Annotated in this window: 14 protein-coding genes; 9 read left to right on the forward strand and 5 right to left on the reverse strand. The window is 63.1% G+C overall.

Features of this window, described 5'->3' with window-relative positions; all coding sequences use genetic code 11:
- Positions 1-81 precede the first annotated feature (81 nt).
- Entirely contained in the window at positions 82-1,413 is a 1,332-nt protein-coding gene (locus tag QM470_RS08405) for a tetratricopeptide repeat protein (RefSeq protein ID WP_283338901.1), read from the reverse strand.
- Between the two features lie 1,559 nt (positions 1,414-2,972).
- Between QM470_RS08405 and dusA the strand changes: the two genes are divergently transcribed.
- From dusA to QM470_RS08420, 3 genes are all read left to right on the forward strand, one after another.
- Entirely contained in the window at positions 2,973-3,971 is a 999-nt protein-coding gene (gene dusA, locus QM470_RS08410) for a tRNA dihydrouridine(20/20a) synthase DusA (protein WP_283338902.1), read from the forward strand.
- 141 nt (positions 3,972-4,112) lie between these two features.
- Positions 4,113-5,504, forward strand: coding sequence for a polyhydroxyalkanoate depolymerase (locus tag QM470_RS08415; protein WP_283338903.1), 1,392 nt, complete (start codon positions 4,113-4,115; stop codon positions 5,502-5,504).
- 9 nt (positions 5,505-5,513) lie between these two features.
- Complete coding sequence (locus QM470_RS08420) at positions 5,514-6,299, forward strand: RnfABCDGE type electron transport complex subunit B (protein WP_283338904.1); 786 nt, start codon at positions 5,514-5,516, stop codon at positions 6,297-6,299.
- Between the two features lie 124 nt (positions 6,300-6,423).
- Here QM470_RS08420 and QM470_RS08425 read toward each other — a convergent pair whose 3' ends face one another.
- Entirely contained in the window at positions 6,424-7,935 is a 1,512-nt protein-coding gene (locus QM470_RS08425) for a methyl-accepting chemotaxis protein (protein ID WP_283338905.1), read from the reverse strand.
- A 195-nt stretch (positions 7,936-8,130) separates the two neighbouring features.
- On the opposite strand from QM470_RS08425, the gene dapC reads away from it, so the two are divergent.
- The 6 genes from dapC to QM470_RS08455 all read left to right on the forward strand — a co-directional run bounded on the left by dapC (position 8,131) and on the right by QM470_RS08455 (position 15,942).
- On the forward strand, positions 8,131-9,336 hold the full coding sequence (dapC, locus tag QM470_RS08430) for a succinyldiaminopimelate transaminase (protein ID WP_283338906.1): 1,206 nt from the start codon (positions 8,131-8,133) through the stop codon (positions 9,334-9,336).
- A gap of 9 nt (positions 9,337-9,345) precedes the next feature.
- Positions 9,346-10,179 carry a 2,3,4,5-tetrahydropyridine-2,6-dicarboxylate N-succinyltransferase gene (dapD, locus tag QM470_RS08435; protein WP_066534269.1) on the forward strand — a complete coding sequence of 278 codons (834 nt, stop codon included), beginning with the start codon at positions 9,346-9,348 and terminating at the stop codon, positions 10,177-10,179.
- 167 nt (positions 10,180-10,346) lie between these two features.
- Complete coding sequence (locus QM470_RS08440; protein ID WP_283338907.1) at positions 10,347-11,528, forward strand: PilT/PilU family type 4a pilus ATPase; 1,182 nt, start codon at positions 10,347-10,349, stop codon at positions 11,526-11,528.
- A 43-nt stretch (positions 11,529-11,571) separates the two neighbouring features.
- Positions 11,572-12,786 carry a succinyl-diaminopimelate desuccinylase gene (gene dapE, locus QM470_RS08445; protein ID WP_283338908.1) on the forward strand — a complete coding sequence of 405 codons (1,215 nt, stop codon included), beginning with the start codon at positions 11,572-11,574 and terminating at the stop codon, positions 12,784-12,786.
- Positions 12,787-12,810: 24 nt separating this feature from the next.
- The gene (prmB, locus tag QM470_RS08450) at positions 12,811-13,740 is read left to right on the forward strand and encodes a 50S ribosomal protein L3 N(5)-glutamine methyltransferase (protein ID WP_283338909.1); all 930 of its coding nucleotides are present in this window, start codon (positions 12,811-12,813) and stop codon (positions 13,738-13,740) included.
- 156 nt (positions 13,741-13,896) lie between these two features.
- Positions 13,897-15,942 (forward strand): ABC-F family ATP-binding cassette domain-containing protein, encoded by a 2,046-nt coding sequence (locus QM470_RS08455; RefSeq protein ID WP_283338910.1) that lies wholly within the window; start codon positions 13,897-13,899, stop codon positions 15,940-15,942.
- 126 nt (positions 15,943-16,068) lie between these two features.
- Here the strand turns inward: QM470_RS08455 and QM470_RS08460 are convergent, their stop codons facing one another.
- The 3 genes from QM470_RS08460 to QM470_RS08470 form a co-directional block, all read right to left on the reverse strand.
- Positions 16,069-16,743 (reverse strand): LysE family translocator, encoded by a 675-nt coding sequence (locus QM470_RS08460; RefSeq protein ID WP_283338911.1) that lies wholly within the window; start codon positions 16,741-16,743, stop codon positions 16,069-16,071.
- 1,509 nt (positions 16,744-18,252) lie between these two features.
- Positions 18,253-18,990 carry an acetoacetyl-CoA reductase gene (phbB, locus tag QM470_RS08465; RefSeq protein WP_283338912.1) on the reverse strand — a complete coding sequence of 246 codons (738 nt, stop codon included), beginning with the start codon at positions 18,988-18,990 and terminating at the stop codon, positions 18,253-18,255.
- Between the two features lie 237 nt (positions 18,991-19,227).
- Positions 19,228-20,406 carry an acetyl-CoA C-acetyltransferase gene (locus QM470_RS08470; RefSeq protein WP_283338913.1) on the reverse strand — a complete coding sequence of 393 codons (1,179 nt, stop codon included), beginning with the start codon at positions 20,404-20,406 and terminating at the stop codon, positions 19,228-19,230.
- Positions 20,407-20,539 lie beyond the last annotated feature (133 nt).

The following is a 20,539-nucleotide window of genomic DNA, read 5'->3' on the forward strand; positions in this document are numbered from 1 at the left end:
TTTGCCCGGTCATTTCCACGCCGGGAGCCGAATCGACTCGGAGCCGAGCTGGCCTTGACTGAGCAACTAGCGTCTAAGCACTCAACGGCGTGCCAAAGCGCTTTTGGCTGGGCCATAGCCCTGGTCTGCGGCGCGCTGCAGCCAGCGCCGCGCCTGCTTGGCATTCTTCTTGACCCCCACGCCGTCGCGGTACATGGTTCCCAGGGCATATTGGGCCGGGGCATCTTCCTGCTCAGCGGCCAGGCGGTACCACTTCAGGGCCTGGGCCAGACTCTTGGTCACGCCTTCACCGTTTTCGTGCATGGTGCCCAGGTTGTACTGGGCCTTGGCATATCCCTGGTTGGCTGCCAAAGTGAACCATTTCACCGCCTCGGCGTAATTGGGCTGTTCAAAGCCCTTGCCCAGATACTGGAAGACACCAATGTTGTACTGCGCCAGCTTGTTGCCCCGTACAGCGGAGTTCAGGTTCTCCACGTATTCCATGGACTGGACCATCTCTCCGGAGCTGGGTGATTCGGCAGAAATTTCGGCCAGCCGTTTCGCGGCCGCGGTGTTCTTGTACTTGACCGCCTGGGTGTAATAGGCCACCGCTTCTTTTTCGTTGCGGTACTCGCCTTCTCCTTGCTCAAACAGGCGGCCCAGTTCAAAGAAGGCCTGGCCCGATCCGCGGATGGCTACATCGTGCAGCAACAGCACGGCGCGCTTGTAATCCGGGGGCACGCCCTGCCCTTCAAAGTAGATCTTGCCCAGAATCAGCTTGGCGTTCTGCGCCCCTTTGTCGGCCAGCGGTGTCAGCCACTTCGCGGCTTCGGCATGGTTTTGTTCCACGCCTTCGCCCAGGTAGTACATCTCTCCCACCACAAACTGGGCCAGCATGTCGGATTGCTGGGCTGCGGCCATGTTCCACTGGAAAGACTTCTTCAGGTCCTGCGGGATCAGTTCCCCCTTGCGGTACACAAAACCCAGGTTTTTCTGCGCCGTCAACGATCCTTGCTGTGCTGCGCGCTCCAGCCAGGCCACTCCAGCAGCGGGATCGCGCGGCACATCCTTGGCCTGCAGATACAGGCTGGCCAGCATGTTCTGTGCATCCACATTGTCGTTGGCAGCGGATTTCTGAATCCAGGCCATGCCCTCCTTCAGGTTTTTCTCCACCCCTCCCACACCCAGCAGTTTCACCAGGCCCAGCATGTACTGGGCTTGGGCATGGTTTTGCTCGGCCGCCAGACGGAACCAGCGCAATGCCTCCTTGGGGTTGCGCTCTGCGCCTTTGCCATTGAAGTAGATGGAACCCAGCTCAAACTGGGCCACGGGCTGTCCGGCTTCTGCGGCGCTGACCGTCTCGCTGGGCTGGGCCTGTGCCCCCAAGACTGCCGCCAGACAGGCAGACAGCACCCCCACATGGAACCATCGCACGCGCATCTCTCTTCCTCACTCCGTCACAAAACAATTCATTATATGAACCGAAAAGCTTATTCAGACTGCATTTTCAGCTATCAAAATTGATACATAAAGGACACAATCCAGCAACATCTTCCGAGCGTCCACAGGCCAGGCTTTCACCGGGCCACAGCTGCTTCCACAAAGACCCGGACGCAAAAAGCTGGACGGCAATGGCACGGTTTCGCCCTGCACAGGAAGAACAGCGCTCCCGCTCCTTGATCAATATGTGCCCACGGCCGCACATGGGTGCTTTGGGCTGCGGGGAAGTCGTCAGCCTCTCCGCTTCGGCCCGCGCTTGTGCTGGAGCGTTCCCCCCTGCGCCCGGGAGGTGCGAGTCCCTGCTGAGTCAGCCCTTGTTGCCATCCCTCATGGCAAAGCCCAATGCCAGCCACCGTACGGCCTATGCCGATGGCTGGACGCAATGCAATAGGGCGGGCACTGGACGCTGGGCCCTACCCTTTTGGCACTGGGCATTGTTCTGATGATCACTGCAGCATTTCGCAAGCGCAGGGCTCACAAAGGCTGACCGGCTTCACCGCGTCATCACAGGCATTGCCTGCCCCCCCGAAGCTGAATGACAGCGTGCGATGTGGTGGCAGGACCGCCGCAAGATAGCCGCCGAGATCGCAAACCATATCTCAAGCGCTAGAGCGGGAGCCCGCGCTACCTCTGCGTTTATTCACCAGCCCGCCCGGCCCACGCCGCGCGGGCATCGTTTTTGCTGCACTGCTAATACCAACCCATACCCTCCAGTCACAGCCATGTAACAAGCCCGCGCCACCGTGGCAACAAGCAACCCCGCCACTGCGGCATTCAACGCGCCATTGCCGCCGCACAAGCCAAAGGAGATCCATGCGCAGTCCCAAGAAAGGCCAGCCCCCCATGCGGCTTCAAGACCTAGCCCACACCATCGACTGCATCCAATGCAGCCAAAAGAAACCGGCTTCTGGTGCCCGCCTTTTTCATGCATGCCATGTGTGTGGTGACTGCTCTCAGAAGCTGGCCCGGCTGCCCACTGCCCCGCCACGCATGGGCCAGTCCGCACACTGAGACCGCCTCCTCCACCTCTCCATCCCCGCCACCCGTGCGGGGTTTCTTTTTCGAGCATGGCAAAGGCTTACCCAGCTTCTCCTCGCTAGCGAATACGGGGGCGGCGATATCCTGCCTGGAGCTTGCTGTGAAAAGGTTGCGGAGATGACCTCGCATATCTCGGATGTGGTCCCTTCGCACAGTGCTCTTGGCGCAGCATTCATATTGCACGGGCACCCCACAACTTCGCCCCCTGCGCTTTGGCCACTCCCGGGCCAAAGCCTTGCGCATGAAAATCTGCCTACCGGTGTGCACAATAACGCCCTTCTCCTTGAAACGGATCTGCGCTGCATACGCAGTTGCGCGGCCCCCATTTTTCAGGCAGTGATGGCACCCACTGCCCCGGTGCTGCACATCGTTTTTGCAGCACTGCATGCCAGAAATCCGGACTTGGGTGGTTTCCGGGGTACTACCTCGGTGCTACAAGGCATCCAGAACTCGCAATGAACGCAAACAATACAGATAAAAATCAACAGGTTACATCACCATGGCGCATGAGCGTTGCGCCCATGCTGGACTGGACAGACCGGCATTGCCGCTACCTGCACCGTCTGCTCAGCCGCAATGCCCTGCTCTACACCGAGATGGTCACCACGGGCGCGCTGCTGCATGGCGATGTACCGCGCCACCTGCGCTTTCATGAGCAGGAGCATCCACTCGCCCTGCAGCTGGGTGGCAGCGAACCAGCCGACCTGGCCCAGGCGGCCAGGCTGGGTGCTCAATGGGGCTATGACGAAATCAACCTGAACTGTGGCTGCCCCAGCGAACGTGTGCAGCGCGGGGCCTTTGGCGCCTGTCTGATGCATGAGCCCACACTGGTGCGAGACTGCGTCAAGGCCATGGTGGATGTCGTGGATGTGCCTGTCACCGTCAAGCACCGCATCGGCATCGACAAGGACGAGAGCTATGACTTCGTGCGCGACTTCATCGGGACCGTGGCCGAAGGCGGCTGCAATGTCTTCATCGTCCACGCGCGCAATGCCTGGCTCAAGGGCCTGTCGCCCAAGGAGAACCGAGAGATCCCGCCGCTGCGCTATGACGTGGTGGCCCAGCTCAAGCGCGACTTCCCGCAACTCACCATTGCCATCAACGGAGGCATTGCCACCGATGCCATCGTGCAAGAGCAGCTGCAGCATGTCGATGGGGTGATGGTGGGGCGCGAGGCCTACCACAACCCCTGGTGGCTCAGCCGCTGGGACGAGCTGTACTTTGGCGCCGCGCCCAGCACCCTCTCCCACGTGGAAGTGGAAGAGGCCATGGTGCGCTATATGGAGCAGGAAGCGGCCGAGCACGGCACGGGGTGGTATTCCATCGCCCGCCACATGTTGGGATTGCGCCACGGCATGCCCGGCGCCCGCCGTTGGCGCCAGGTGTGGAGCGACCACCGCCTCAAACAGCTTCCCGCCCGCGAAGTGTTTGCTATCGCAAACACCAAGCCCTAACAAGGAAGTCGCTCTAGACCCCAGGCAGTTTTCTGGCAAGCCTTTTGTCTCTACAGTGACGGCGAAACGGGGTAATTACGGCCTGACGCCGTTTGAAAGTACTGATATATTGCAGTGCAACATCCATAAAGCGACTGCCCCATGCTCTACCAGCTCTACGAAACCCAGCGGGCCCTTGTCGAGCCGTTTGCCGACTTCGCCCAGGCAACGGCCAAGCTTTACAGCAACCCCATGCTGCCTTACAGCAAGCTGCCGTACTCGCAGCGCATGGTGGCGGCCTTCGATCTGTTCTACCGCCTTGGCAAAGACTACGAGAAACCGGAATTCGACATCCGCTCCGTCAAGGTCAACGGCGTCGATGTGACCATCCGCGAACACGTGGAAATAGACAAGCCGTTCTGCGAGCTGCGCCGCTTCAAACGCTTCTCCGATGACCCCACCACGCTGGATACGCTGCTGGAGCAACCCGCCGTGCTGATCGTGGCCCCCCTCTCGGGCCACTACGCCACCCTGCTGCGCGACACCGTCAACAGCATGCTGGGTGACCACAAGGTCTTCATCACCGACTGGAAGAATGCCCGTCTGGTGCCGTTGTCCGAAGGGGAATTCCACCTGGACGACTACGTCAACTATGTGCAGGAATTCATCCGCCACCTGCAGGGCAAGTACGGGCACTGCCATGTGGTCAGTGTCTGCCAGCCCACCGTACCGGTGCTGGCGGCCGTGTCGCTGATGGCCAGCCGCGGTGAAACCACGCCGCTGACCATGACCATGATGGGCGGCCCCATCGATGCGCGCCGCTCACCGACGTCGGTGAACAACCTGGCCACGCAGCGCAGCTTCGAGTGGTTCGAGAACAATGTGATCTACCGCGTGCCCGACAACTACCCTGGCGCAGGCCGCCGCGTCTATCCCGGCTTCCTGCAGTACGCCGGTTTCGTGGCGATGAACCCCGACCGCCACGCCACCAGCCACTATGACTACTTCAAGGACCTGATCAAGGGCGACGACGCCAGTGTGGAACACCACCGCAAGTTCTATGACGAGTACAACGCCGTGCTCGACATGGATGCGGACTACTACTTGGAAACCATTGCCACCGTGTTCCAGGACTTCAAGCTGGTCAATGGCACCTGGGATGTAGTCAACCCTGCCGGGGAAACCGAGCGTGTGCGCCCGCAGGACATCCGCGGCACCGCCCTGCTGACGGTGGAAGGCGAGCTGGACGACATCTCTGGCTCCGGCCAGACCCGTGCGGCACATGACCTGTGCACGCAAATCCCTGCAGACCAGCGCAAGCACCTGGAAGTGCCTGGCGCCGGCCACTACGGCATCTTCAGCGGCCGCCGCTGGCGCGAAACCGTCTACCCGGCACTGCGCGATTTCGTGCTGCAGCACCAGGCCGGCACACCCACTACCAAGATCGCGCTGGCTGCCGGTCCGGCCCGCACCAAGGCCGAATCCCCTGAAACCCCCGCGGCGCTGAACGTCACCGCCACGCCTGTACACAGCAAGCGCCGCAGCCGCCGATAATACCGGCCCATGGCCGAGCCCTCTCCTCCACAGCCAGCCCTGCAAGGACTGGCTTTTTTCATTGACCAAGCGCTTCCGCAAACGCAGTGCACCCGCTGCGGCTACCCGGACTGCGCCAGCTATGCCCAGGCCATCGCCACCGACGGCGCCCCCATCAACCAATGCGCCCCTGGCGGCATGGAAGGGGTGCAGCGCCTGGCCGCCCTCACCGGCCAGGCCGTCCAGCCCCTGAACCGCAGCTTTGGGGTGGAGGGGCCGCTGACCGTGGCCCGCATCGACGAAGCCTGGTGCATCGGCTGCACGCTGTGCATCAAGGCCTGCCCGACCGACGCCATCCTGGGGGCCAACAAGCATATGCACACCATCATCAGTGCCCACTGCACCGGTTGCGAGTTGTGCCTGCCGGTGTGCCCGGTGGACTGCATCGAGCTGGATGTGGTCAGCGGGGAGGCCACGGGATGGCAAGCCTGGTCCACCGCACAGGCTGACCATGCCCGCTCACGCTATGCCGTGCACCGCGCGCGTCTGGCCGCCAAACGCGCGACCACTGCAGTGCGCACACGCACGGAGCCTCCCGTCACCACCGCGCAACCCGACACGCCGGAGGAAAGTTCAGGATCCATCAGCGCCGCAGCCAATGCGCCTGGCAGTACGGTAGGCAGTGCGGACACGGCGACCAGCTCTGCCCATGTGGTCGACCCGAAGAAAGCCGCCATCGCCGCGGCACTGGCCAAGGCACGGGCACTGCGTGCACCTGCTGCTACAGCTGTGCCAGGGAAACCGTCCAAGCCATAGGCCAATAGCACCAGACGACCGGGCCGCTGGCGTGTCTCAGGCCTCTTCAGCCCGGTCTGCACATTTCAGCCTGCTGGCCTCATCCGCAACGCCAAGGGTCTGGGGTAGGGCCAGCGCGGCCATTTCACGCTCCCGTAAACGCCTTGTAGATGCCGCAGCCCAGGTACACGCCATCCTGTTTGCAGACAAAGGACATCTTGGTCAGGATCGCGCCGCTCACCGGGTGGGCATAAGCGTATTCCACCCAGCCCGGCGCTTGCTCGGCCTGGTGGATGATGTCGTTCAGCAGCTGCTGACCATCCACCCCCTTGGCATCCTGCACACGGGTACCTACACGCTCGGGGTTGCCGCCGAAGGCCATGTACTTCCCGTGGGCATCCAGCACAAACACATACATGTCCCGGTCATGGAACGGTTGCTTGGGGTCGGTCAACGATGCCCAATATCGCTCCAGCGGCATGCCCATGCGACGCAAGGCCTGGGCGCGCTCCACCAGCGTGACGGCTTCCTCGGCCGTGCCCTGCTGCAGGCGAAAGCGTGCAACAGCACGCGTCAGCGTCATGGCGCGGTCTTCCAGCGACTGCGCTTGGCGCACGGCGTGACCGACCATCTGGGCATTGTCCTGGGTGACCTGGTCAATCTCATGCACGGCCTGGCTGATCTGCGCCAGCCCCGTACCCTGGTGGGCGCCGGCTTCGGTGATGGCCGTCACATGACCGGCCACACTGCGCACCCCTTCGGCAATGTGTCCCATTTCCTTGCCGGCCTGGCGAATCATGGTGGTGCTGGCACCCACCTGGCTGACGGAATTGCCGATCAGCCGGCTGATTTCCTTGGCCGCTTCGGACGAGCGCTGCGCCAGGGTGCGCACCTCCGCTGCCACCACGGCAAAACCACGCCCTTGCTCTCCGGCGCGGGCGGCTTCCACGGCCGCATTCAGTGCCAAGATATTGGTCTGAAAGGCGATGCCGTCAATCACACCAATGATTTCATTCATGCGGCCGGCACTTTGCTCGATGGCTTCCACCGAGTGCACCGCACGCTCCATGGCCTGTGCACCTTGCTCCACGGCTTTGCGCACCTCCAGCGTGTGCTGGTCGGCCGTCTTGGCCACATCGGAATTGTTCTGCACCGCAGCCGTGACCTGCTCCACGCTGACCACGGTCTGGGCCACACTGGCTGCCTGCTGTTCGGTACGCACCGACAGCGCATGCTGGTCCTGCGTCAGGTGGTGACCGGCCTGGGCCACCAGCGCGGCGTTGCTGCGCACATCGGCCACCATGGCCGACAGCGACACCACCATCTTGTCCAGTTGGCTACCCAGGGCGGCCAGTTCATCGCGGCCGTCACACTGGGCACGGCTGGTCAAGTCACCTTCGGTGGCCTGTGCCGTCACCTGCAGCAGCCGGCGCAAGCCCTGGGACAGGTCCACATACAGCGCCCCCACGCCGTACAGAAATACCAGCATTACTCCGGCCGCCAGCAACGACTGCACGGTCGGCCCGGCTATCACGCTGCCACTCCACAGCACCACGCCCAGCGCCAGCAGCCCGCACAGCCCCAGCGCAAAAAACTTGGCCCGCAACCCCATGCGTCGCAGCAGCCACAAAGCGGGTGCAAAGAAAAGCCGAGCCATGGTGTCCCCCCTTGGATGTTTCTTTATGTTTCTTGTATCGTGTGCGCCTGTTTGTACGCGACTGTGCACAGCGGCGCAAACCCCTGGGCGCAGGGGTTTTCCGCAATAGCACTGTCGTAATGGCGATAAAAAACGTCGTTAGTGTCGGGAAAAGTCTCCGCGCCCCGCCGGAGGGCACCCGATAATGCTTCGATCATGAACCCCCTGCTCTCCACACTGCAGCCCTACCCGTTCGAGCGGCTGCGCCAACTGTTCGCGGCGGTGACCCCGCCCGCCACCCTCCCCCACATCAGCCTGGGCATGGGCGAGCCCCGCCACCCCACACCGGCTTTCATCCAGGAAGCCATGACGGCCAATCTGGGCGGCCTGGCCAACTATCCGGCCACGGCGGGCGATATCCGCCTGCGCCAGGCTTGTGCGGACTGGATGGGCCGCCGCTATGGCGTGCAGCTGGATGCAGCCACCCAAGTGCTGCCGGTCAACGGTTCGCGCGAGGCACTGTTCTCGTTTGCGCAGACCGTGATCGACCCTACGCGTGCCGGCGCCACCGCGATCTGCCCCAACCCTTTCTACCAAATCTACGAAGGTGCCACCCTGCTGGCCGGGGCCACGCCCTACTACGCTGCCAGCGAAGCCGGCCGCAACTTCGCGGTCAACTGGGATGCGGTGCCGGACGGGGTCTGGGCCCAAACGCAGCTGATCTTTGTCTGCTCCCCCGGCAACCCCACCGGCGCGGTGATGCCGCTGGACGAATGGAAAAAACTGTTCGAGCTGTCCGACCGCTATGGTTTTGTGATCGCTTCGGACGAGTGCTACAGCGAGATCTATTTCCGCGATGACGCACCGCTGGGCGGCCTGGAAGCGGCCAAGCAGCTGGGGCGCAGCGATTTCCGCAACCTGGTGGCTTTCACCAGCCTCTCCAAGCGCAGCAATGTGCCGGGCCTGCGCAGCGGCTTTGTGGCCGGTGATGCGCAACTGCTCAAGTCCTTCCTGCTGTATCGCACCTACCACGGCGGTGCCATGAGCCCCACCGTGCAAATGGCGAGCATTGCCGCCTGGGGTGACGAGGCCCATGTCGAAGACAATCGCCGCATGTACCGCGAGAAGTTCGCGGCCGTGACCCCGCTGCTGGCCGACGTGATGGACGTGCGTCTGCCCGATGCCAGCTTCTACCTGTGGGCCGGCGTGCCTGCCCAGCTGGACATGAGCGACACCGAATTCGCCCGCGCCCTGTTTGCCGAGCAGCATGTGACCGTGCTGCCCGGCAGCTACCTGGCCCGTGACGCCCAGGGACACAATCCCGGCGCCGGCCGCGTACGCATGGCCCTGGTGGCCGAAACCGCCGAATGCGTGGACGCTGCACGCCGCATCGTCCAATTCATCCACTCCCATTCCAACTAAGCACAAGCTATGACGCAACAACTCCAACAAATCATTGATTCCGCCTGGGAAAACCGTGCCTCCATCTCGGCCGCCTCTGCCCCCAAGGAAGTGGTGGACGCCGTCGAACATGTGATCGCCGAACTGGATGCAGGCCGCATGCGCGTGGCCACCCGTGAAGGCGTGGGCCAGTGGACCGTGCACCAGTGGCTCAAGAAGGCCGTGCTGCTGTCGTTCCGCCTGAAGGACAACGCACTGATCCAGTCGGGCGCGCTGAACTTCTTCGACAAGGTTCCCACCAAGTACCAAGGTCTGTCGGAAGCTGAAATCGCCGCCACCGGCGTGCGTGTGGTGCCCCCTGCCGTCGCCCGCCGCGGCTCCTTCATCGCCAAGGGCGCGATCCTGATGCCTTCCTACGTGAACATCGGCGCCTATGTAGACGAAGGCACCATGGTCGACACCTGGGCCACCGTCGGCTCCTGCGCCCAAGTGGGCAAGAACGTCCACCTGTCGGGTGGCGTGGGCCTGGGCGGTGTGTTGGAACCCCTGCAAGCCAACCCCACCATCATTGAAGACAACTGCTTCATCGGTGCCCGCTCCGAAGTGGTGGAAGGCGTGATCGTGGAAGAGAACTCCGTGATCTCCATGGGCGTGTACATCGGCCAGTCCACCCCCATCTTCAACCGCGAAACCGGCGAAACCACCTTCGGCCGCGTGCCTGCGGGCTCCGTGGTGGTGTCGGGCAACCTGCCCAAGAAGACCAAGGACGGCAAGGACTATTCCATGTACGCCGCCATCATCGTCAAGACCGTGGACGCCAAGACCCGTTCCACGACCAGTCTGAACGATCTGCTGCGCGACTGATCGCCGCGCTGCTGCCTTCCATGGTGTTCAGGCACCATAGGAGGGCATGCCTGACTCTCCCGGTCGTGCGCTGACGCTGCGCCCGCACCGGGGCTTCACATGCAAGGGAACGTGCCCGCCACGATGGCGATGCACGGTGCAGACCACCGGATTCCGAGGTTCACCCCATGAGCATGATGGAGCGCATTCTTCGCGTGATGGCCGACAAACAGGCGTCGGACGTTTACCTGTCCGCCAATTCCCCGGCCCTGATCAAGATTGACGGCGAATGCATGCCCGTCAACAGCCAGATCCTCACCCCCGAGGCGCCCCGCACACTGCTGGCGGAAATCGTTACCCCCCAGGACATGGATGTGCTGGCCAACACCGGCGAGCTGAACCTGGCCGTGCCGCTGCAGGGCGTGGGCCGCTTTCGCATCAGCGCCATGCACCAGCGCGGCTCGGTGGCGGTGGTGGTGCGGTTTCTGGCCCAGCAGGTGCCTTCGCTCGACAGCCTGCACATGCCGCACGTCCTGGGCGATCTGGTCATGGAAAAGCATGGCCTGATCCTCATTGCCGGTGCTTCCGGATCGGGCAAGAGCACCACGCTGGCGGCCATGATCGACCGGCGCAATGAACTGTGCTCCGGCCACATCCTGACCATTGAAGACCCCATCGAATACCAGCTGCGCAACAAGAAATCCATCGTCAACCAGCGCGAGGTGGGCACCGACACCCAAAGCCAGCAGATTGCACTGAAGAATGCGCTGCGCCAGGCCCCGGATGTGATCCTGATCGGGGAAATCCGCGACCGCGAAACCATGTCCGCTGCCATTGCCTACGCACAGTCCGGCCACCTGTGCCTAGCCACGCTGCATGGCAACAGCAGCTACCACGCGCTCCAACGTATTCTGGGTTTCTACCCCGTGGAGGAGCGCGCATCCCTGCTGGGCGATCTGGGCTCGGCGCTGCGCGCCGTGGTCACGCAGCGCCTGGTGCGCCAGCCCGATGGGCATCGCATTCCGGCCGCCGAAATCATGGTGAACACCCCCCTGGTGCGCACCATGATCGAGAAAGGTGACTTCACCGGCATCAAGGATGCGATGGATCAATCCATGGCCGAAGGCTCGCAAACCTTTGAAGATAGCCTCGCACAGCTCGTTTTGAGCGGCAAAATAGACCGTAAGGAAGGTCTGTCCAATGCAGACTCGCACACCAACTTGATGTGGCGCCTGCAAAATGACCCCCCAACGGCTGCCGCGGCCTTTGCGCAGCAGGCCGTACCGAGCTTCCGGCCCCCTGCCGCCGACGCCGCCCCTGCGGCCCCGGTCAGCGACATCGTGCTGGATACCCATATGCCCAGACCCTGAGCGCGTGTGCCCGGGGCCTGGGCTTCGAGGAAGCGTTTTCGACATGTCCCCCACCCTGCAGCTGGCTGAAGCCCTGATCAGCCGACCCTCTGTCACCCCCCAAGACCTCGGTTGCCTGGAACTGCTGGCCGAACGCCTGGCGCCACTGGGCTTTGCCTGCGAACGTCTGGACAGCGGCCCGGACACGTTCCGCGTCCACAATCTGTGGGCCAAACGGTCTGGCAAGCCCGCGACAGGCGGTCAAGCGGCGGTCAAGACCCTGGTGTTTGCCGGCCACACCGATGTGGTGCCTACAGGACCGGAATCCCAGTGGAGCAGCCAGCCCTTCATCCCCAGCTACCGCGACGGCAAGCTCTACGGACGCGGCGCCAGCGACATGAAGACCTCCATTGCTGCCTTCGTGGTGGCCGTGGAAGAGTTTCTGGCGGCCACCCCAGAGCCTCTGCTGGACATCGCTTTCCTGCTCACCAGCGACGAGGAAGGCCCCTCCATCGATGGCACCAAGGCCGTGGTCGAGATTTTCAAGCAGCGCGGCGAAAAGCTGGACTATTGCATCGTGGGCGAACCCACTGCCGTCCACCAGACCGGTGACATGATCAAGAACGGACGCCGTGGCACCCTCAGCGGACGTCTGGCCGTGCACGGCATCCAGGGCCACATTGCCTACCCGCAGCTGGCACGCAACCCCATCCACCAGGCGCTGCCGGCGCTGACCGAACTGGCTGCGACCACCTGGGACCAGGGCAATGCCTTCTTCCCGCCCACCAGCTGGCAGATCAGCAACATCCACGGCGGCACCGGTGCCAGCAATGTGATCCCGGGTGAAGTAGTGGTTGATTTCAATTTCCGCTTCTGCACCGAAAGCACGGCCGAATCCCTCAAGCAGCGCGTCAAGACAGTGCTCGACCGCCATGGACTGGAATACGACCTGGGCTGGACCCTGGGCGGCGAGCCCTTTCTGACCACCCCGGGCGATCTGGTCGGCGCCGTGCAGGCCGCCATCCACGCCGAAACCGGCATGACCACCGAACTCTCCACCACCGGCGGCACCAGCGATGGGCGTTTTATCGCCCAGATCTGCCCCCAGGTGATCGAGCTGGGCCCGCCCAATGCCAGCATCCACAAGATTGATGAGCACATTGCCATCGCCGATGTGCAGCCGCTGACCAACATCTACCGCCGCACGCTGGAAAACCTGCATGCCCAGGCACTGGCAGCCCACACCGCCGAACAAGCCTTCGCGCCAGCCTCCGAATAAGCTGCGCGCACCTTACCTTCTGACATGACGACTTCCTATACCCTGCCCCACGGCACCACCGTGGGTGAATTGATTGCCAGCGGCACCAGCTGTCTGACCCAGGCCGGCGTAGGCTTTGGCCACGGCACAGCCAATGCACGCGACGAAGCGGCGTGGCTGGTGCTGTGGCAGCTGGGCCTGCCCATCGACAGCCCTTTGGAAGACGAGCAGGACTCCATCGACAACCAAGCTGTTACAGCAGAGCAGAGCGCACAGGTTGCTGCGCTGTTTGACAAGCGCATCACCAGCCGCAAGCCCGCCGCGTACCTGACGCAAGAAGCCTGGCTGGTGGGTGTGCCCTTCTACATCGACGAGCGCTCCATCGTTCCGCGCAGCTTCATTGCCGAGCTGCTGGCCGACGGCAGCATCGACCACTTCCTCTCTGACAAGACACGCAAGGTCCTGGACCTGTGCACCGGCAACGGCTCACTGGCCTGTCTGGCGGCCATGGCTTACCCCGAAGTCGAAGTGACTGGCGCCGACCTGTCCACCGATGCGCTGGCCGTGGCCCGCATCAATGTTGACAAGCACGGACTGCAGGAGCGCGTGACGCTGGTGGAAACCGACGGCCTGTCCCGAGTCCCCGGCCCCTGGGATCTGATCCTGTGCAACCCGCCCTATGTGAATGCGGACAGCATGTCCAAGCTGCCCGCCGAGTACCGTGCCGAGCCCGAACTGGCCCTGGCCGGAGGCACCGACGGCATGGATTTCATCCGGGACCTGTTTGCTGCGGCACCCGCCGCCATGACGGAAGACGCGGTGCTGGTGCTGGAAATCGGCAACGAACGCGCATTTTTTGAAGCGGCTTTCCCACTGCTGCCGGTGTTCTGGCTGGACACCAGCGCTGGCGAGGACCAGGTTCTGCTGGTTACCCGCGCCGCGTTGCTCGCCCAGGCCAAGCTCTTGGCACAATAGAGGCTATCGCCTTACCGCGCAGCCCCGCTGGATCCCCGATCGGCGGGCCTGCCGGAAAGCCCGGCGCAGCCACTGCCAGGCCTGCGCCCCATCGCACAACCCCTCCACCCGCCGTGAGCGCAGCTCGCCGGCGGGTGCGTTTTTTCGTACTCGCTGATGATTACCCTTCGCAACGTCACCCTGCGCCGCGGCACCAAAGTGGTGCTGGACAACATCTCGGCCACCATCAACCCAGGCGAAAGCGTGGGCCTGGTCGGCCGCAATGGCGCCGGCAAATCGTCCCTGTTTGCGTTGCTCAGCGGCAAGCTGCACGAGGACAGCGGTGACTTCCACATTCCGTCGAGCTGGCGCATGGCCGAAGTCGCCCAGCACATGCCAGAAACAGACCAGAGCGCTACCGCCTTTGTGCTGGAGGGCGACACCCGCCTGACCGAAGTGCAGCGCCAGCTGGCAGAAGCCGAGGCCAGCGACGACGGCATGGCCATTGCCCAGGCCTATTCCGACCTGCATGATGCCGGCGCCCACGACGCAGAGGCACGGGCCCAGGCCTTGATCCTGGGTCTGGGCTTCAGGACCAGCGAGCTGGACCAGCCTGTGGACAGCTTTTCTGGCGGCTGGCGCATGCGCCTGCAGCTGGCGCGCGCCCTGATGTGCCCGTCGGATCTGCTGCTGCTGGACGAACCCACCAACCACTTGGACCTGGATGCGCTGGTCTGGCTGGAAGCCTGGCTCAAGCGCTACCCGGGCACCATGATCGTGATCAGCCACGACCGCGAGTTCCTGGACGCCATCACCAACGTCACGCTGCAGATCCAGCAGGGCCAGCTCACGCGCTACGGCGGCAACTACAGCAAGTTCGAAGAACTGCGCGCGCAGCAGCTGGAACTGCAGGCTGCCAGCTTTGCCAAGCAGCAGGAAAAGATGGCCCACCTGCAGCACTTCATCGACCGCTTCAAGGCCAAGGCCAGCAAGGCCAAGCAGGCACAAAGCCGGGTCAAGCAGCTCGAACGCATGGAAAAGATTGCCCCGGTGCTGGCCGAGGCCGAATTCACCTTCGAATTCAAGGAGCCCGCCAACCTGCCCAACCCCATGCTGGCCATCAGCGATGCGGCCTTTGGCTACGCCGACGACGAAGGCCAGACCACCACCATCCTGACCGGCGTGAACCGCTCGGTGCTGGCAGGTCAGCGCATCGGTATTCTGGGAGCCAATGGTCAGGGTAAGTCCACCCTGGTCAAGACCATTGCCCGCACCATGAAGCCGCTGGCCGGCTCGGTGACGGAAGGCAAGGGCCTGAACATCGGTTACTTTGCCCAGCAGGAGCTGGACGTGCTGCGTCCCAGCGATAACCCGCTGGAGCACATGATCCGCCTGGCACGCGATCTGGGCCCGGATGCCAAGCAACCCAGCCGCGAGCAGGACCTGCGCAACTTCCTGGGCACATTCAACTTCAGCGGCGATATGGTCAAGCAGACCGTGGGGACCATGAGCGGTGGTGAAAAAGCCCGTCTGGTGCTGGCCATGATCGTCTGGCAGCGCCCCAACCTGCTGCTGCTGGACGAACCTACCAACCACCTGGATCTGGCAACCCGCGAAGCCCTGGCCATGGCGTTGAACGACTTCGACGGCACGGTGATGCTGGTGTCCCACGACCGTCACCTGCTGCGTGCCGTCTGCGAAGACTTCTGGATGGTGGGCCGCGGCGTGGTCGGCCCCTTCGACGGCGATCTGGACGATTACCAGCGCTACCTGCTGGAAGAATCCAAGCGCCTGCGCGAAGAAGCCAAGCATGCCGAAGCCCAGGCGCAGCAGGCAGCTGCGGCACCGGCTCCAGCCGCTGCCGTGGTGGCTCCGGTGGCAGCACCTGTGGAAATCGCCGCGGCCCCCTCTGCGGCGCCTGCCCCGCAAGGCGACCAGCGGGAGCAGCGCAAGCTGGCTGCCGCCGCACGCCAGCAGCTGTCGGAAAAGACCAAGCCTTTCAAGAAAGAGCTGGAGCAGATCGACAAGAAAATGCCCCAGCTGACGGCCCAGCGCGACGCCCTGGAAGCCGAGTTGGCCATGCCCGGGCGGTCCGGCGCCGACATTGTGGAAGCAGGCAAGCAGCTCAGCAGCATCAACAGCGAGCTGGACGCGCTGGAAGAGCGCTGGTTGGAGTTGACCGAAGAAATCGAAGGGCTGACCCAGGCCGCGGGTCTGGCCTGAGCCATAAGGCCTGCAGCCGGGACGGGTCAGATATCCAGTTCCGGCCTGCAGACCTGTTGCCATCGCCCGGTGGCAATCCCCTGACAGGCGCTGCCAGTTCGCTCAGTGCCAGCTCTCCAAGAGCTCTCAGCGGTGGGACGCAGCCAGCACCCCACCGGCTGCGATGAACGCGCCGCCGGTCACACGCTGGAACCAGCGGCCCGCGCTACCCTGCTGCAGGCGCGCCAGCAACGTGGCACCACACAGCACATAGCCCAGCATGATGGCGCCGTCCAGCACCAGCCAAGTCAACGCCAGCACGCCCAATTGCCCGGCAATGGGAAGACTGGCGTCCATGAACTGCGGAAACAGCGCACTGAAGAACAGCAGGTCCTTGGGGTTGCCAATGCCCACGATCAGGCCTTTGCGGTACAGAGGTCGCCAGGTGCGCCACATGGACCGGCCGGCCTGCGGGTGGTCTTGAACGGCAGGACTGGCGTTAGCCGTCTGCACCGCGGGATCATCCGCTGCGCCGCTGCTCTGGCTGCGCCAGGTGGCGATGCCCAGATACAGCAGATAGGCGGCCCCTGCCCATTTGATGATGTGAAACAGCGTGTCCGATGCGGCAATCACCGCACCCAGACCCAACGCGGACAGGCCCATCAGCGTCATCGACGCCGTCATCCCGCCCACGATGGTGGCCAGTGCAGGGCGCACCCCATGGCGTGCCGCATGCGTCACGCACAGCAACGCCGACGGGCCGGGCGCCGCAATCACGGCGCCTGCCAGGGAAACGAACAACAGCCAAGTATGCAAAGACATGGAAACTTCCAACCGCCAGCGCAGCGCGCCATGCAAGGCGGCACCCGCCTGGCAGAACACAGGGGACGGATAGCCGCAGCAAGCAATACGCTGACAGCAGCGCATGGAAATGCCTATCCAGCTACAGCCGTGGATTGTAGGCGGCGGCCTGTTCCAATGCTTTGCTGTTAACTGTATTCATATACAGTTTAAAAATTTTTATATCGGCAACGAAATATTTCCAGAATGTGTCAACCGGGGTGATCGGGGCCGCGTTGTGAGGTGCACAAGGAGTAATACCCAGATGCATACCACCGCCATCCTGTCCGCCTGGCCTGACGACGAACGCGATCGCAAGCGCGCACCCGCCCGCTTCTGACAGCCTGCCACAGGCACCGCGCCAGCACGTGCATGCTGGCTGCCACCAGGGAGCGCGTTCCCTGCCCGGCACACCACTTTCTACGCGCACCTTGCTACACAACCCAGCCCGCCTGAACCTGCTTTCGGCGGGCTTTGTGCTTCATGGAGTCTGCCAGTGTGCAGCGCTGGCGGCAACACCACCGCCTGCACCTACAGGCCTGCCAGAGCAAGATGCAGGCGATGCCGGCCCTGCAAGCCAGATCTCCCCACCTTTCCCACGCCATTTCCGGCGCTCTTTTGCGCACAGTGTGTCAACCCGGCCTGGATGACGAACGTTAAAGCAGTACAAGGAGTGAATTCGTATGCAAACCCCCGCCATTCTGTCTGCCTGGCCTGACGACGAACGTGATCGCAAGCGCGCACCTGCGCGTCTGTAAGCAAATGCCGTGCCGGCACTTGCCGACCGCTGCCGCTGCCGCTGCCGCTGCCGCTGCCGCTGCCGCTGCCGCTGCCGCTGCACAGTTTGTGCGTTGAGATACGACACATTACCCGCTCTGAAACCCGCCTCTGGCGGGTTTTTTATTGTCGCTACCAAGCGTAGTACACACCGCTGACCACAAAACTTCAGCGCCACCACCATCACCACGTCACACGGCAACGCCACTGGCACCATCGTGGTGCACGGCATCCTCCAACCTGGGGCGTTTACACACTCGTTCACTTTTGCATGCACCTGCTTGCATCCTGACCGTCAACCCGTGCTGCGGGCCACGCGTTAAAGAAGCACAAGGAGTGAAAACCGTATGAACCTGACCGACATCCTGTCCGCATGGCCTGAAGACGAACGTGACCGCAAGCGCGCACCCGCACGCCTGTAATCCGATTGCAGGCTGAGCGGCCATGACGCTGGCCCGATCTTGGGAGCCCATTCGCCCATCGGATGCCCTGGATCTGTTCTTTGAGTGTTGCGCCGTCTTCAACGTTGTTCCACCCGTAAAAAAGCCCACGCAAGTGGGCTTTTTTCATGAGTGTCCTGCTGGCCAGGTCATCTGCTGCACACCGTGCAGGATGTCCAGTTGCAAGCTAGGGCTCCACACAGAAATAAAAAAGGAGCCGGACATGTCCAGCTCCTCGCATGCATACAAGCGACCCTGAAAGGCCGCCAGCTGCTCAGTGCATGTGCAGACCGCCGTTGACCGAGAAGTCGGCACCGGTGGAATAACCGCCTTCGTCCGATGCCAGCCAGGCGATGATGGAGGCAATTTCGCCGGGTTCACCCAGACGCTTGACGGGGATGGTGCCCACGATCTTTTCCAGCACGTCGGGACGGATGGCCTTGACCATATCGGTACCGATATAGCCCGGGCTCACGGTGTTCACCGTCACGCCCTTGGTCGCCAGTTCCTGCGCCAGGGCCATGGTAAAGCCATGCATGCCCGCCTTGGCAGCCGAATAATTGGTCTGGCCGGCCTGGCCCTTTGCACCGTTGACCGAGCTGATGTTGATGATGCGGCCCCAGCCCTTTTCCACCATGTCGCCCACGACCTGCTTGGTCACGTTGAACATGGAGTTCAGATTGGTTTCGATCACCGCCTGCCAGTCATCAGGGGTCATCTTCAGGAACATGCGGTCGCGGGTGATGCCGGCGTTGTTCACCAGCACGTCGATGCTGCCATGTTCGGCCTTGGCTTGGCCGAAAGCTTCGACCGTCGACTCCCAGTTGCCCACATTGCCGACCGACGCGTGGAAGGTGTAGCCCAGTGCCTTTTGCTCATCCAACCACTTCTGAAAGTCGCGTGTCGGGCCGCAGCCGGCAATGACCTTGAAACCTTCCCGATGCAGGCGCTGGCAGATGGCCGTACCAATGCCACCCATACCCCCGGTCACATACGCTACTTTCTGGCTCATACATATTCTCCTGTTAATCGATAGTTTTCCACTAACACTCTACCTGCTTTGGCGCAGGGAAACCTTGAGGTAAGTACCAATCGCGGCAATTAGATTGGATTTCGCGCTATCAACACCAGAGCAGACAGTAGGCCCAAGCCTCTCCTTCTGCCCACCGGGACATACCCGGTGGTGCGACACCGCAGCCTGGCTGCTGCCAGGCCGCAGCGACTGCGCATCGCGTGTGCAGGCCAGCCTTTAACGCTCCAGCGCCATGGCCACGCCCATGCCGCCACCGATGCACAGCGCGGCCACGCCCTTCTTGGCGCCGCTGCGCTGCATTTCGTGCAGCAAGGTCACCAGCACGCGGCAGCCGGAGGCGCCGATGGGGTGCCCGATGGCGATGGCGCCACCGTTGACGTTGACCTTGGCGGCATCAATGCCCAGCACCTGGTTGACGGCGCAGGCCTGGGCTGCAAAGGCTTCGTTCAGCTCGAAGACATCCACGTCCCCCACAGACCAACCAGCGCGGTCCAGCGCCTTGCGGGTGGCAAACACCGGGCCCATGCCCATGGCGGCGGGATCCAGGCCGCTGGTGGCGTAGGACTTGATGGTGGCCAATGGCTTCAAGCCCAGAGCCTTGGCCTTGCTGGCACTCATCACCACCACGGCGGCAGCGCCGTCGTTCAGGCCCGAGGCATTGCCCGCGGTCACCGTACCGGCCTTGTCGAAAGCAGGCTTGAGGCCGCCCAGGGCTTCGGCATTGGTCTTGCGGTTGATGTACTCATCGGCCGCAAACACCACGGGGTCACCCTTGCGCTGCGGGATCACCACGGGAACGATTTCGTCCTTGAACTTGCCGGCGTCCTGTGCTGCGGCCGCCTTTTGCTGGCTGGCCAGCGCCAGCGCGTCCTGCTGCTCGCGGCTGATGCTGTTTTCCTTGGCCACGTTCTCGGCCGTGATGCCCATGTGGTACTGGTTGTACACGTCCCACAGGCCATCCACGATCATGGTGTCGCTCATCTTCCAGTCACCCATGCGCTGGCCGTCGCGCGAACCATTGAGCACGTGGGGTGACAGGCTCATGCTTTCCTGGCCACCGGCCACCACGATCTCGCTGTCACCCGTGGCCACGGCCTGGGCGGCCAGCATCACGGCCTTGAGACCGGAGCCACACACAGCGTTGATGGTCAGCGCCGGGGTTTCCTTGGCAACACCGGCCTTCATCATGGCCTGGCGAGCGGGATTCTGGCCCACGCCTGCGGTCAGCACCTGACCCATGATCACTTCGCCCACCTGGTCAGCGCCCACCTGGGCGCGGGCCAGAGCCTCCTTGATGACGATGGCGCCCAACTCGGTGGCAGGCACCTTGGCCAGGGCGCCACCAAACTTGGCAACGGGGGTGCGGACAGCAGAAACGATAACGATGTCTTCCATGGTCTTCCTCTTGTGTTTTTCCGTATCGGGGTGGTTGAGCTCCGCAGCCAATGACAGCCCAGGGGCCGTGCAGCGGCTGCTTCAGATATTGCACCGCAGCATTCTGCCCTGTCCTCCAGGGCTGCGGCAGCGA

The organism is Comamonas sp. 17RB, from assembly GCF_030056555.1.
Taxonomy (GTDB): domain Bacteria; phylum Pseudomonadota; class Gammaproteobacteria; order Burkholderiales; family Burkholderiaceae_C; genus Comamonas; species Comamonas terrigena.

Coding starts and splice junctions, on each gene's coding strand:
- QM470_RS08415 (WP_283338903.1), top strand. CDS start 4,113: ATGCTCTACCAGCTCTACGAAACCCAGCGGGCCCTTGTCGAGCCGTTT.
- QM470_RS08460 (WP_283338911.1), bottom strand. CDS start 16,743: ATGTCTTTGCATACTTGGCTGTTGTTCGTTTCCCTGGCAGGCGCCGTG.
- dusA (WP_283338902.1), top strand. CDS start 2,973: ATGAACGCAAACAATACAGATAAAAATCAACAGGTTACATCACCATGG.
- QM470_RS08420 (WP_283338904.1), top strand. CDS start 5,514: ATGGCCGAGCCCTCTCCTCCACAGCCAGCCCTGCAAGGACTGGCTTTT.
- dapD (WP_066534269.1), top strand. CDS start 9,346: ATGACGCAACAACTCCAACAAATCATTGATTCCGCCTGGGAAAACCGT.
- QM470_RS08455 (WP_283338910.1), top strand. CDS start 13,897: ATGATTACCCTTCGCAACGTCACCCTGCGCCGCGGCACCAAAGTGGTG.
- dapE (WP_283338908.1), top strand. CDS start 11,572: ATGTCCCCCACCCTGCAGCTGGCTGAAGCCCTGATCAGCCGACCCTCT.
- phbB (WP_283338912.1), bottom strand. CDS start 18,990: ATGAGCCAGAAAGTAGCGTATGTGACCGGGGGTATGGGTGGCATTGGT.
- dapC (WP_283338906.1), top strand. CDS start 8,131: ATGAACCCCCTGCTCTCCACACTGCAGCCCTACCCGTTCGAGCGGCTG.
- QM470_RS08425 (WP_283338905.1), bottom strand. CDS start 7,935: ATGGCTCGGCTTTTCTTTGCACCCGCTTTGTGGCTGCTGCGACGCATG.
- QM470_RS08470 (WP_283338913.1), bottom strand. CDS start 20,406: ATGGAAGACATCGTTATCGTTTCTGCTGTCCGCACCCCCGTTGCCAAG.
- QM470_RS08440 (WP_283338907.1), top strand. CDS start 10,347: ATGAGCATGATGGAGCGCATTCTTCGCGTGATGGCCGACAAACAGGCG.
- prmB (WP_283338909.1), top strand. CDS start 12,811: ATGACGACTTCCTATACCCTGCCCCACGGCACCACCGTGGGTGAATTG.